The sequence below is a fragment of the Anaerotardibacter muris genome (assembly GCF_943192915.1).
Lineage (GTDB): Bacteria > Actinomycetota > Coriobacteriia > Coriobacteriales > Eggerthellaceae > Anaerotardibacter > Anaerotardibacter muris.
Genome location: NZ_CALPCD010000002.1, coordinates 44,551 through 56,929 on the forward strand (window position 1 = coordinate 44,551; position 12,379 = coordinate 56,929).

The following is a 12,379-nucleotide window of genomic DNA, read 5'->3' on the forward strand; positions in this document are numbered from 1 at the left end:
CCAGAGCGCTCCTGGCTCCGCGGCACAAAAAAAGAGCTCTTCTCATGCCCTTGTCCAAGGACGAGAAGAACTCTCGCGGTACCACCCTGGTTACCTTCGCGCGGCATTCGATGCCTCAGCCTGCGAAGATCGCTCGTATTCGCTCTGTAACGGGAGCTCCCGATGTAACTTACTAGGATCGGCCCTGCTCTGGCATGAGGTCTGCTCTGGCAGATGCGCGTCCATTCGGCCACACTGCTGGTGAAGGGAATCATGCTTCGAGCCGTTAGGTCCTTTCAGCCAGGGGACCCTCTCTGGGAACGACCGCGCGAGGCATGCTGTCTTCGTCATCGCATTTGAATGTGTAGAGAAGTATAGCGCATCCCGCGCGCACGCTACAGGAAAAGCCCGCCAGAAACCGCCGATTGGCAGCATGATTTTGCTACAATGAGCACACCTTATCAATCACCAGTGGACCAGAGGCTGCAATGATCGATCTTGCGAAGCTCACCTATAACGAAGCAGGTCTTATCCCCTGCATCGTACAAGATGCCGATACGGGCGAGGTGCTGATGATGGCCTGGATGAACCAAGAGGCCATCCGTCGTACGATCGAACAGAGGACCACCTGGTTCTGGTCTCGTTCGCGCAATAAGTTCTGGCACAAAGGCGAAGAATCTGACAACACCCAACAGCTTGTCGATCTTCGGTATGACTGCGACGAGGACACGCTGCTCGCGCTGGTCGACCCTGCAGGCCCTGCTTGCCACACTGGCGCCCAGAGCTGCTTCTATCGCTCATTCTTCGACAAGGCCGAATAGCTACGGGCGCTGCACCTGCCACCACCATCAACGGGAGGAACCCCCCATGACACAAGATTGGAAAGAGCTCTACCGCCAAAAGGTCATCCCAGTAGAGGATATCGTGAAGGTGATCCCACCGCACAGCCACTGTTCGCTTTCCGATGGTGCTGCTGACCCGCGCGCCATCACCCGCGAGATCGAGAAACGCTATGCGGAATTCACCGATGTCTCATTCATGCAGGGCCCCCCAGGTGAGCGTATCGATATGTTCGATCCGCAGATGAAAGGCCATATCCGCTACGAGCCCTTCGTTGGTCCCGTTGGTCAATACAAAGACTACTGGGAAGGCGTGCGCACGGGGGTTTCCGACTATCTGCCGTCTTATTTTTCCAGCATCGAGCGCTTGATGCGCGATGGGCACTACCCTATCGATGTAGCCATCGTGTCGCTTTCTACACCTAACGATCAAGGCTATTGCACGCTTGGCGTTTCATGCAGCTATCAGCGCGCAGCTATGCAGGCAGCGAAGATCGTCATCGCGGAGGTGAACAAGCAGATGCCTCGCATGTTCGGCGAAACGAGCGTGCATGTGAGCGAGCTTGATCACATCATCGAAGCCGATGAACCGCTGCCGGTCATCCCTGATGCACCTATCGGTGATGCTGAGCGCCAGATCGGTGAATTCTGCGCATCGCTCATCGAAGATGGCTCCACCATCCAAGCAGGCATCGGCAAGCTTCCCAATGCTGCGCTCGATGCGCTCGTGGGCAAGAAGGATCTGGGCGTTCATAGTGAACTGTTCACTACGAAGATGATGGATCTTGCTGAAAAAGGCGTGATCACCGCATCGAAGAAGACATTGCACAATGGCATCAACATCGCCACGGTGCTCGAGGGTACCAAGGAGCTCTACGACTGGTCCAACGATAACCCGTTCGTGCAGCTCTTTCCGGTAGGGTACGTGAACAACCCAATGGTCATCGCGCAGAACGATAAGCTCGTTTCCATCAATTCCTGCATCGAGGTCGATCTGTTCGGGCAGGTAGCTGCTGAATCGTTCGGCCACAAGCAAGCAACTGGAGCAGGCGGTCAGGTGGACTTCGTGCGCGGCGCGACCATGAGTCGCGGTGGCAAATCGATCATCGTCATCAATTCCACGGCGGCGCGCGGCACGGTCTCGAAGATCCGCGTGTTCTTGACGCCAGGAAGCCTTGTTACCACGCCACGCAACGAGACCCAGTTCATCGTGACCGAATACGGCATCGCTGATCTGCGCGGTAAGACGAACAAAGAGCGCGCTAAAGCGCTGATCAACATCGCGCATCCCGATTTTCGCGAGTCTCTGGTCGAAGAGTTCATGAACTACTTCGGCTTCGATCCCCTTCGCTGAATGCTGAGCGACTAGAACGCTATCTTCGCCGCGGACTGTTCTTCTTCTTAAGGGGTATGCCCCGTTGCATCGCATGCCTTAAACGCGTGCGCTTCTTCACTGCGGCAGCTGTTAGCGCGGGCCGTTCGTGATCGCCCACTACGCTGAATTCATCGGTCGTACCGAAGATGTCGTGCTCGGGGATATCTTCGAGCACATGCAGCTCCTCGAGCTGATGGATCTTCTCATCCAGTCGCTCGGCCGTGGCGTCGATATGGCGAATGCGCGCAGTGGTATCGGCGTCCGAATGATCAAGATCCGACACGGACACACTCATCGCATCTTCGTCTTCTGAAAGATCGAGCATGGCAGCCAGGTCGGCTGCACTGCAGGTCTCAAGCGGCTCGCCCCATCCAGCACCTTCGATGCCCTCAGCTACCAGCTGCTCAGGGATGCGGCGTGGATCGAGCAGCATCACTGCGTGCTCTGCATCCATCGCGAACTGGTAGTTCGCCTGCAAAACGCGCTGCACTTCATCGCGCAGGTGGCGATCCGATTCCGACCACTTCTTGCGCATCTTCGTCTTGTTCTTGTGAATGCTATAGGAAGCGATCGCCCGGTTAAGATCATGCGCCAGCTCTTCGAGCAGCCACGCATTCATATGCGTGTAATAGAGCAGCTGGACCGTACGCCACAAACTCACATGGCCCAGATCAAGACCCTGATGGATATGGGCCGCCAAACGTGCATCGATACGCTCGAGCTCTTGTATCTTGGTCTTGATCGCGGTACTGCGCTTCGTACGCAAGATACTGAACACCACCATCATCACGAACGTTACCGCAACGAACACCAAGAAGAGCCGCCCGAACAGAGCATCCTCAAGGGTCGCTACGGGATAGAGCGCGGTCAACGCCATCTGCGTGCCCGCCATCGTGTTCAGGATAGGATGGATATCCATGAGGATGATCAAATAGCTGATCGGCACCATCGCATACATACGATAAGGCTCAGGGATGAATTGCACGAACAGCATGAACACGCCCAAGCCAACGAGCGTGCCGAAAGCATTATCGATGGTCGATCGCAGCGTTTCATCGTTGTAGGTGTTGGTCACCGCAAAAGCCGTGATGGGGATCCAGATGCCGAACTGTGCGCCAGAAAGATCCGTGAAGAACAGGTCGGCCAAGACCGCTATCTCTACGATGAGCGCAAGCCGCAGGGCAAAGCGCGTTTGCGTATGCTTGAAGCTGAAGTTATCGCACAAGAAGCGTAGGCGATAGCGCAAGCCCTTGAACAACGGGGTCGTCTCATCATGCTGCATGCTGGTATCGCGAAGCGTACGAATGAGCGCCTCGAGCACCGTGCTCCATGATTCCTCGTAACAGCTCTGGTTCAGATGATGGGTCTCAAGAAAGCGCTCGAGCCGATCGGTCATGACCAGCAGATCATGGTTGCTCTTGCCGTATTCGCAGAAGATCGCTGCCAAGTCGAAAAGATAGGTGCGCTCAGTGCTATCGATAGCCGCGCGGTTCTTTGCAGCTGCATGAGCGATATCGGCGATCTGTTCGCACGCCAAGAGCAGTGCGAAGGTATAGCACTGACGTCCCGATAGCAGCCCATTTTGCCGAAAGACCGTGCCATATTCGAGGCGCGCATATTCTTGGGCTATAGCAAAGGTGCTCTTGGGATGCAGGTCGGGCGCAGCTTCATTCGGACGCCCCGCACTTTCCGCAAGCGCCTGCAGTTGCTCCCCTACATCGCTGAAGGCTCGACGCAGGTACGCTTCATCACGCGTGAAGGCATCCAGCTTACCCGTCTTGCGATAGACCGCGCGCATCAGGTAAACGAAGAGTGCCGTGAACACGATGGAGACTACCACCGCCATCAGGCGTGATGGCATCCCTTCAAGACCCGTGGGATAGATGAGCAGCAGCAGATACCCCATACCCAGCCAATAGAAATTGCGCGGCAAATAGTCGTCCGAATTCATGATGGTGATGAAGAACAGATAGAGCGGCGTTACCACGATGAACGCCAACTGGCTGATGCCCGCGAGCGACGAGCACACGCACATGACGATCATCCAGCATGCGCGACGAAAATAGTTCGCAAAAGAAAGCCCCGGCTCATTGACGATGGTTCGCGCGAAAAACAAGAATACGATGCCGATCAGTGCATCGGATACCCCAAAGGCCGCATACATCGCAAAGAAGAGCACCACGAAGAACGCGATGAACGGGATCGCGTCAAGGACTCTGCGTCCGAGCGACTTGCTATATGAGACCACGTTTCCTGCCATAAGGGCATTCTATCAACACTGTGGCCCGCATGCGCCGCGCACAACAACCGCCAACATTTCGTAACAAAACCCGATCGATCCTGAGAAGCCTCTTCGAGGTGACGTTGCGATGAGCCTCTTCTCGGCTACACCTTGACCGGTTTTAGGTAATCTTTGGCAGCTTCAAGCAGCTTGGAAGTTCGCATCAAAAAACGCCGAAAGCTCAGCCTTCGGCGTTCGATGTGGCCTGTCCCCAAAGTGTCCCGGACAGTTTGGGACCTGTCCCTAGGTTATTTGCAGACGAGGACGGGAATGTCAGAATTGCGGAGCACGCCGAAGCTGACACTACCGAGCATGCCGCGAATGGCACCCAGACCGCGCGAACCCATGCAGATCAGATCGCATTCATAGCGCTGGGCCGTCTCGATGATGGTCTCGACCGTATAGATGCCATAGATCACTTCAACGGTCAGGCTGCCCTTGAAATCTTTCACCAGGCCTTCAACATCAGCCTCGAGCTTCTTATCGCTCTCTTCGGTGCGCTCTTGTACCGCATCAGCGAAGTCTTCTTTCGAGACCAATGACACACCCATGCCGAAACCAGTTTGATTGAAGCTGCTGAAGACCAGGTCTTGGGGCGGTGCGCTGATCTCTGCGATATGGATCGCCGCATCCGCGTTATCGCCGACCATCTTGATGGCTTCTTTCACTGCAACTTTCGCATGATCGGATCCGTCATAAGGAACCAAGATATTAGTAAATGCCACGATGGCCTCCTTTTTGCGATCACGTGCTCTTATATCATAGCCTGATTATAGCCTGAATCCTTGCGCCTCGCCTAAAGTTCGTTCCGATTCGTATGAATGTCGCTATATTGGAATGGTGAAGAGAGTATGAAGATAGAGCCTTGCGCAAGACTCTCGGATACTTTATCACTCTACTGTGCTAAAGTAGCTACTTGACACAACATGCCCTACTAACTCTAAAGGTGGCTCGGAGAAGATGAATTTTGTAACGCCTATCGGTTTTCGTGATGTTATCAGCGATGAAGCTTTAGTCAGAGAGGAACTGACCTATCGTGTCCAGCGCTGCTTTGCCGAACATGGCTACAAGCCTATCGAGACCCCTACCCTCGAAGTGCTCGATGTGATGGAAGCTGGCGGCCATGTGCCCGCATCGCCTTTCAAGCTCTTCGATTCCCGCGGTGATCTTCTGGCCATGCGTCCCGACGTTACCATGCAGATCGCACGCATGTGCGCTACCCGCATCACTTCGTTCGAACCCGCCGTGAAGCTGCGCTATACCCAGCGCGTCTTCCGTGAGAAGACCGCTGAAGCTGCGGCGCGCGAGGTTACCCAGATGGGCGTGGAATGTCTTGGCGAAGATGGCGTTGAAGCTGATGCTGATATCATCTCGCTCTTTTCTGAGGCGCTTTCGGTGACGCGCTTGCACAACTACCGCATCGCGCTCGGTTCTGCTCGCATCTTGAACGAACTTGTTTCGCGTTGCAATATGGATGCCGCCTGGCAAGATGACGTATATCGCGCATTCCATACTTCCAATTTCGTAGCGCTTGCCAACCTTACGGATACCACCCAAGGGAACACGCCTGCCATCCAGGCGCTCGCCCAACTTCCGCTCCTACGCGGAGGCAAGGATGCACTTGCCAAGCTGCGCAACGTGCTCAAGCCTCTTGGTTGCGAAGAAGGCATCGATGAGCTCGAAACGCTCTACGATAAGCTGGTCGAACGCGGCATGGAGAACATCATCCTCATCGATTTCACGGTGATGAGCTCGTTCGATTACTACACGGGCATCGTCTTTGAGGCATATGAGCCTGGTCTGGGCTCACCCATTGGTGGCGGTGGTCGCTATAACAATCTATTAGCTGCTTATGGCGGCGTTGCGGTTCCTGCAGCGGGCTTCGGGTTCTATCTTGAACAGGTCATGGAGGCTTTCTCTCTCGAGAAACAAGCAGATGACCGCCCCTTGCGCATCGCGGTCCCTAAAGGCTCGCTCAACGAAGACGCCATCGCAGCTCTTGATGCGGCGGGTCTTGATGTGGACGGTCTAGCCGATGCAGGCCGCACCCTTATGCTAAGAAATGGCGATGTGGAATACATCATCGTGCGCCCCACCGACGCCCCTATCTTCGTATCGCTCGGCGCAGCCGACTGCGGCATCTGCGGCGAAGATTCGCTCGTCGAAGCTGGCGTCGACGTGGTGGAATTGGTCGATCTGGAATTTGGCGGCTGTCGCTTCGTGGTGGCGGAATCTGCTGGCACCAACGACAAAGTTGAGAAACGTTATCGTGAACTGGGCTCGATCCGTATCGCAACGAAATATCCGCATATCGCACGCTCGCACTTCGACAAGAAGGGCAAGCAGGTCGAGATCGTGAAGCTCCACGGCAATATCGAGCTTGCCCCCATCACGGGCATGGCTGAACAGATCGTGGATATCACTGCCACCGGCACCACGCTGCGCGAGAACAATCTGGTGGTGGTCGAAGATGTGCTCGCATCTACGGCGCGCTTCTTCGCGAACCCCTGCTCATACCGCACGAACCCCCGCGTTGCAGCGCTCGCTGGAGCGCTCCGCGCGATCGATAAGGAGAACTAGATGAGACGAATCACGCTCAAACCAGGCCAAGTCTTCAAAGAGAGCCAGCTTCAACGTGTCGGCGCATTCGATGCGCGAGCATTGGTCAGCGCCACTACCATCATCGAAGCAGTGCGCCAACGCGGTGACGAAGCTCTGCGCGAATTCACCGAGGAATTCGACGGCGTGAGGATCGATAACTTCCGCGTAAGCGATGCCGCGATCGATGAAGCTATCACCAAGGTCGACCCGCAGGTAGCAGACGCCCTGCGCGTTGCTGCAAAGCAGATCCGTGATTTTCACGAGCGCCAGCGCCAACAGAGTTGGTTCACGGTACGTGAAGACGGCGCGTTGGTAGGAGCCAAGATCGAACCGCTCGATTCTGTGGGCATCTATGTTCCTGGCGGTCGTGCGCTCTATCCCTCTTCGGTGCTGATGAACGCTATTCCTGCATCGGTCGCTGGTGTGCAACGCATCGTGTGCGTGACCCCACCCACCAAAGATGGCACGCTCGATCCTGCCATCTTGGAGGCTTGTCGTATCGCCGGCGTGACCGAGATCTATTCGGTCGGAGGCGCTCAGGCTATCGCAGCACTTGCCTATGGTACCCAGTCCATCAAGAAGGTGGACAAGATCACAGGCCCTGGCAACGCCTTCGTAGCAGCAGCGAAGAAGGTCGTCTCGGGCGATGTGGGCATCGATATGATCGCAGGCCCCTCTGAGGTATGCGTGCTCGCTGACGAGACCGCACTTCCCGAATTGGTGGCCATAGACCTGATGGCTCAGGCTGAACACGACCCACTGGCAAGCTGCTATTTGGTCACATTTTCCGAAGAGTACGCCAGCCAGGTCGAACGTGCGATCGACAAGCTCATCAAGGATTCCACGCGCGAAGAGATCACCAACCAGTCGCTTGCCAACAAAGGCCTTGTGGTGATCTGCGATTCGCTTCCCCAAGCGATCCAGACCATCAACGTCATCGCACCTGAGCATCTCGAGCTGCACGTTTCGCACGCCATGGACCTGCTCGGTTCTATCCGCAATGCAGGCGCTATCTTCCTGGGTGAATGGACACCCGAAGCCGTGGGTGACTACGCAGCGGGCCCGAACCACACGCTGCCCACAGGCGGCACCGCGCGCTTCTCTTCCCCGCTGTCCGTAGATGAATTCGTGAAGAAGTCGAGCGTCATCCAATATTCTGCAGCAGCGCTAAAAAACGATGCGAAAGCCATCGAGACCATCGCCGATCATGAAGGCTTGTGGGCTCACGCTCAAAGCGTGCGCCTGCGCATGAAGCTCATGGACCAAGGCCATGCAACGGTCGAAGGCACTGCGGCCTCCGCTATCGACGAAGAGAAGAGCCGTGACTAAGATGGCTGCACAAAAGCGCTCCGTGCGCGAACCGCGCCCGGTCTTGGAAGGTGTCATCCCTTACGACCCGAAATACCTTCCTGCAGAAGTGATGATCTCTGCCAACGAAAATCCACGTCCTGTTCCTGCTGAGATACAGGAGCGAATCGCGCGGGCCATCGCTCAGGTGGATATGAATCGCTATCCCGATCCGCTGGCCAACGACCTGCGCACGATGATCGGCGAAGCCTGGGGGTATTCGAAGGACTATGTGCTGCTCGGCAATGGCGGCGATGAACTGCTGTTCAATATCGCACTCGCCTGGGGCGGCCCAGGGCGCACCATGCTCACCTGTCCTCCTACGTTCTCGGTCTATGAGACGAACGCTTCGCTCACGGAGACCAACGTGGTCGCCATTGCGCGCAAGCCTGATTTTTCCCTTGACGAACAGGCTATTCTCGATCGTGTTCGTAAAGGCGACATCGACTATGTTACCATCACCAGCCCCAACAACCCAACAGGCGGCGCAGCGAACATCATGTTCATCAAGCAGCTGCTCGAAGCAACCGATGCACTCGTGATGGTCGATGAAGCCTACGGCGAATTCGGTGGCGAGAGCATGATCCCCTTCATCGATGAATATCCCAATTTATTGGTGCTGAAGACCTTCTCCAAGGCCTACAGCCTTGCAGGTGTGCGCCTGGGTTATATCATGGCTCAACCTCAGGTCATCCAAGAATTCATCAAGGTTCGCCAACCTTATTCGGTCGATGCCATCTCTCAAGCTATTGGTGAAGTGGTCTACGAAAACCGCTCGGCGCTCCAACCGCAGATCGATAACATCATCGAAGAGCGCGACCGCTTGGCAGAAGAGCTTGCAAAGATTCCAGGCATCAAGGTCTTTCCCAGTGATGCGAACTTCCTTTTAGTGCGCATCCCTAATGCAGGCCGCATTTGGCAAGAGCTCTTCGATCGCAGCATCCTGGTGCGCGACCTTTCCGCTTCATCAGGACTGGAAGATTGCTTGCGCATCAGCATAGGCACCGAACAGGAAAATGATCGCTTGCTGGATGCCCTAGGCGACATCCTTGGACGCAGCCAGTAGAATAAAGACGACCGACCATAGAAGAAGGATCCAACCATGACTTCTCGTACCGCCACCATCACGCGCACGACCAAAGAGACCGATGTGACCATCGCACTCAACATCGATGGCGCAGGCTCGACCTCCATCGATACGGGTATTCCGTTCTTCGATCATATGCTCGATGCATTCGGCCGCCATGGCCTGTTCGATCTGGACGTGAAGGCGAAGGGCGACTTGGAAGTTGATGCGCACCATACCGTTGAAGATGTAGGCATCGTGCTGGGCCAGGCGTTCGCTGAAGCCATGGGTGCGAAACGTGGCATCACCCGTTTCGCATCCCAGGCGCTTCCCATGGACGAGGCGCTGGTGATGGCCGCTATCGATATATCCGGGCGCGGTCAGATGCATTTCGACGTGCTCGTTCCACCCGCTATGATGGGCCTGTTCGACTCATCGCTCGCTAAGGAGTTCTTCATAGCTTTCGCTACCAACGCAGGCATCACGCTGCACGTGGTCTCTTTCAAGGGAGAGAATGCTCATCACTTGATAGAAGCCGCCTTCAAAGCAACTGGTCGCGTACTGCGCAGTGCGCTCGAGATCGATCCGCGCGCAGCCGATCAACTGCCCAGCACCAAAGGGTCGCTTGCATGATAGCCGTCGTTGACTACTGCAAAGGCAATCTGAAGAGCGTTGAACGCGGTCTGCAAGGGGTGGGTGCCGATGCACGCATCACCGATGATCCGCGCACGATCCGAAAAGCCGATGCTATCGTGCTGCCTGGTGTAGGCTCATTCGCCGATGCTGCTCGCACCATGGCTGAAACAGGTCAGATGGACGCTATTCGTGAAGCCATCGCCCAGGGCAAGCCTTTCTTGGGGATCTGCCTGGGAGAGCACCTGCTCTTTGCAGGCGGCACCGAACATGCAGGCAGCGAAGGCGCGGTACCGGGCCTGGGCCTGATCGAGGGGATCGCTGATAAGATGCCTGCTACGGATGCGCAAGGCAATTCGTACAAGATTCCCCACGTAGGCTGGAATTCAATCGAGTTCGTTGATGCAGCCTGCCCGCTCTTCGAAGGCATCCCTGATGGCGAATACTTCTATTTCACCCACAGTTATTGCGCACCCAAAAGTACCGCGACCGTGGCCACTACCACGCATTCGGTCACGTTCCCCTCGGTCGTCCAAGTAGGCGACCGCGTCTTCGGTGTGCAATTCCATCCCGAAAAATCGTCTACGGCAGGCGCTCAAGTGCTCGCGAATTTCGTAGCATTGGCCAAGAGCAAGACCGCAAGGTAGGGTACGCCCTTCCTTGTTCAGTAAGGAGCAATCATGCAGCTACTTCCCGCGATCGACATCCTCGACGGTAAGGTGGTGCGTCTAGCAAAAGGCGACTACAACGCCGTGACCGTATACAACGAAAGCCCTATCGACCAGGCGAAAGCCTTTGAAGACATGGGTGTTGAATGGTTGCATGTGGTCGATCTGGATGGTGCGCGCACGGGAAACCCTTCCAACCTGCCCATCATCGAAGACATTCTGGCAAAGACCATGTTGAAAGTGGAAATGGGTGGTGGGATCCGCACCATGGACACGCTCCAACGCATCTGGGATGCAGGTGTATCGCGCGTGGTCCTGGGCACATCGCTCATCAGCGATCTTGATTTCGCGCGTGATGCTATTGCGAAGTTCCCCACTATGCTCACTGCAGGTATCGATGCACGCAATGGTGAAGTGTCGGTCGACGGCTGGAACAATGGCAGCGGCATTGCAGCTGAAGAACTGGTAGCCAAAATGCGCGATCTTGGTTTCAAGCATATGGTCTATACGGATATCAGCAAGGATGGCATGCAGACAGGACTTGATGTGGATGTCTACGTTCACTTGGCCAATATCTTCGGGAATCCCGTCATCGCATCAGGCGGCGTGGCAAGCGTAGCTGACATCGAACGCCTTGCTCCTGTGGCCGCGAGCATCGAAGGTGTTATCACGGGCCGCGCAGTCTACGAAGGAACGCTCGACGTTCCTGAAGCATTAGCTCTATGCGAAGCTGCCACCAAACGCGCGATGGCCGAAGGCATCAAGCCTTGCTCGAAGGAATGCGGAGCCTGCGATGCTAACTAAACGCGTCATCCCCTGCATGGATGTGAAAGATGGTCGCGTCGTCAAGGGCGTGAACTTCGTGAACCTGCGCGATGCAGGCGATCCTATCGAGCTGGCTCAACGCTACGACGAACAGAAGGCTGATGAGGTCATCTTCCTGGATATCACCGCAACCAGCGACGGTCGCGCTACCACCATAGATATGGCTTCACGCGCAAGCGAAGAGCTGCACCTTCCCTATTGCGTGGGAGGCGGCTTCCGCAGCGTTGCCGACATCCGCACGATGATCGCCGCTGGAGCCGACAAGGTCTCTGTCAATTCCGCAGCCATCGCCGATCCAAGCCTGATAACTGCGGCGGCTACCGCTTTCGGCACCCAAGCGATCCTCTGTGCGATCGATGCGAAGCAGGTGCCAGGCAATCCGAACAAGTGGGAAGTCTTTGTAGCAGGTGGCCGCAAGAACACGGGCATCGATGCTATCGAATGGGCCACTGAAGCTGCCAAGCGCGGCGCTGGCGAGATCTTATTGACCAGCATGGACCGCGATGGTAGCAAGGACGGGTTCGATCTGGCGCTCACCCGTGCTGTTGCGCGCGCGGTGCCCATCCCAGTGATCGCATCGGGCGGCGTAGGAAAGCTCGAACACTTCGCTGAAGGTGTGATCGAAGGCGAAGCTGATGCAGTGCTCGCGGCTTCGGTCTTCCACTTCGGCGAACTGACCATCCGCCAGGTGAAAGAATACATGGCCTCCCAAGGCATCCCCGTCCGTCTGTGAGCGAATATGGGGACAAGGGTACAAACCATCTT

At 56.1% G+C, this 12,379-nt stretch carries 12 protein-coding genes; 10 read left to right on the plus strand and 2 right to left on the minus strand.

From position 1 onward, the window contains the following. Positions 1-44: 44 nt before the first annotated feature. From NFR25_RS07390 to NFR25_RS02075, 3 genes are all read left to right on the plus strand, one after another. Positions 45-176, plus strand: a complete 132-nt coding sequence (locus tag NFR25_RS07390; protein ID WP_275556928.1) for a hypothetical protein — start codon at positions 45-47, stop codon at positions 174-176. Positions 177-467: 291 nt separating this feature from the next. Then, a complete protein-coding gene (hisI, locus tag NFR25_RS02070; RefSeq protein WP_338024370.1) occupies positions 468-800 on the plus strand; it encodes a phosphoribosyl-AMP cyclohydrolase in 333 nt (110 codons plus the stop codon). Between the two features lie 46 nt (positions 801-846). Next, positions 847-2,172: an acetyl-CoA hydrolase/transferase family protein gene (locus NFR25_RS02075; protein ID WP_251197602.1), complete on the plus strand. Its 1,326-nt coding sequence runs from the start codon at positions 847-849 to the stop codon at positions 2,170-2,172. 19 nt (positions 2,173-2,191) lie between these two features. Here the strand turns inward: NFR25_RS02075 and NFR25_RS02080 are convergent, their stop codons facing one another. Next, positions 2,192-4,453 carry an FUSC family protein gene (locus NFR25_RS02080; protein ID WP_251197603.1) on the minus strand — a complete coding sequence of 754 codons (2,262 nt, stop codon included), beginning with the start codon at positions 4,451-4,453 and terminating at the stop codon, positions 2,192-2,194. Between the two features lie 269 nt (positions 4,454-4,722). Further along, positions 4,723-5,199 (minus strand): universal stress protein, encoded by a 477-nt coding sequence (locus NFR25_RS02085; protein WP_251197604.1) that lies wholly within the window; start codon positions 5,197-5,199, stop codon positions 4,723-4,725. Positions 5,200-5,434: 235 nt separating this feature from the next. Between NFR25_RS02085 and hisG the strand changes: the two genes are divergently transcribed. Genes hisG through hisF form a run of 7 tightly spaced genes read left to right on the plus strand, consistent with a single transcriptional unit; the run spans position 5,435 to position 12,347 of the window. Next, positions 5,435-7,054: an ATP phosphoribosyltransferase gene (gene hisG / locus NFR25_RS02090; RefSeq protein WP_251197605.1), complete on the plus strand. Its 1,620-nt coding sequence runs from the start codon at positions 5,435-5,437 to the stop codon at positions 7,052-7,054. Then, positions 7,055-8,404 (plus strand): histidinol dehydrogenase, encoded by a 1,350-nt coding sequence (gene hisD, locus NFR25_RS02095; protein WP_251197606.1) that lies wholly within the window; start codon positions 7,055-7,057, stop codon positions 8,402-8,404. A gap of 1 nt (position 8,405) precedes the next feature. Next, positions 8,406-9,488 (plus strand): histidinol-phosphate transaminase, encoded by a 1,083-nt coding sequence (gene hisC / locus NFR25_RS02100; RefSeq protein WP_251197607.1) that lies wholly within the window; start codon positions 8,406-8,408, stop codon positions 9,486-9,488. A 36-nt stretch (positions 9,489-9,524) separates the two neighbouring features. Further along, positions 9,525-10,121: an imidazoleglycerol-phosphate dehydratase HisB gene (hisB, locus tag NFR25_RS02105; RefSeq protein ID WP_251197608.1), complete on the plus strand. Its 597-nt coding sequence runs from the start codon at positions 9,525-9,527 to the stop codon at positions 10,119-10,121. After that, positions 10,118-10,768 (plus strand): imidazole glycerol phosphate synthase subunit HisH, encoded by a 651-nt coding sequence (gene hisH, locus NFR25_RS02110; protein ID WP_251197609.1) that lies wholly within the window; start codon positions 10,118-10,120, stop codon positions 10,766-10,768. The genes hisB and hisH overlap by 4 nt, the downstream gene beginning before the upstream one ends. A 33-nt stretch (positions 10,769-10,801) precedes the next feature. After that, a complete protein-coding gene (gene hisA / locus NFR25_RS02115; RefSeq protein WP_251197610.1) occupies positions 10,802-11,593 on the plus strand; it encodes a 1-(5-phosphoribosyl)-5-[(5-phosphoribosylamino)methylideneamino]imidazole-4-carboxamide isomerase in 792 nt (263 codons plus the stop codon). Then, positions 11,583-12,347 (plus strand): imidazole glycerol phosphate synthase subunit HisF, encoded by a 765-nt coding sequence (gene hisF / locus NFR25_RS02120; RefSeq protein WP_251197611.1) that lies wholly within the window; start codon positions 11,583-11,585, stop codon positions 12,345-12,347. Before hisA ends, hisF begins: the two co-directional genes overlap by 11 nt. Positions 12,348-12,379: the final 32 nt, after the last annotated feature.

Excerpts from the sequence above, each read along its gene's own strand:
- NFR25_RS07390 (WP_275556928.1), top strand. The coding sequence starts at position 45 with ATGCCCTTGTCCAAGGACGAGAAGAACTCTCGCGGTACCACCCTGGTT.
- hisI (WP_338024370.1), top strand. The coding sequence starts at position 468 with ATGATCGATCTTGCGAAGCTCACCTATAACGAAGCAGGTCTTATCCCC.
- NFR25_RS02075 (WP_251197602.1), top strand. The coding sequence starts at position 847 with ATGACACAAGATTGGAAAGAGCTCTACCGCCAAAAGGTCATCCCAGTA.
- NFR25_RS02080 (WP_251197603.1), bottom strand. The coding sequence starts at position 4,453 with ATGGCAGGAAACGTGGTCTCATATAGCAAGTCGCTCGGACGCAGAGTC.
- hisG (WP_251197605.1), top strand. The coding sequence starts at position 5,435 with ATGAATTTTGTAACGCCTATCGGTTTTCGTGATGTTATCAGCGATGAA.
- hisD (WP_251197606.1), top strand. The coding sequence starts at position 7,055 with ATGAGACGAATCACGCTCAAACCAGGCCAAGTCTTCAAAGAGAGCCAG.
- hisC (WP_251197607.1), top strand. The coding sequence starts at position 8,406 with ATGGCTGCACAAAAGCGCTCCGTGCGCGAACCGCGCCCGGTCTTGGAA.
- hisB (WP_251197608.1), top strand. The coding sequence starts at position 9,525 with ATGACTTCTCGTACCGCCACCATCACGCGCACGACCAAAGAGACCGAT.
- hisH (WP_251197609.1), top strand. The coding sequence starts at position 10,118 with ATGATAGCCGTCGTTGACTACTGCAAAGGCAATCTGAAGAGCGTTGAA.
- hisA (WP_251197610.1), top strand. The coding sequence starts at position 10,802 with ATGCAGCTACTTCCCGCGATCGACATCCTCGACGGTAAGGTGGTGCGT.
- hisF (WP_251197611.1), top strand. The coding sequence starts at position 11,583 with ATGCTAACTAAACGCGTCATCCCCTGCATGGATGTGAAAGATGGTCGC.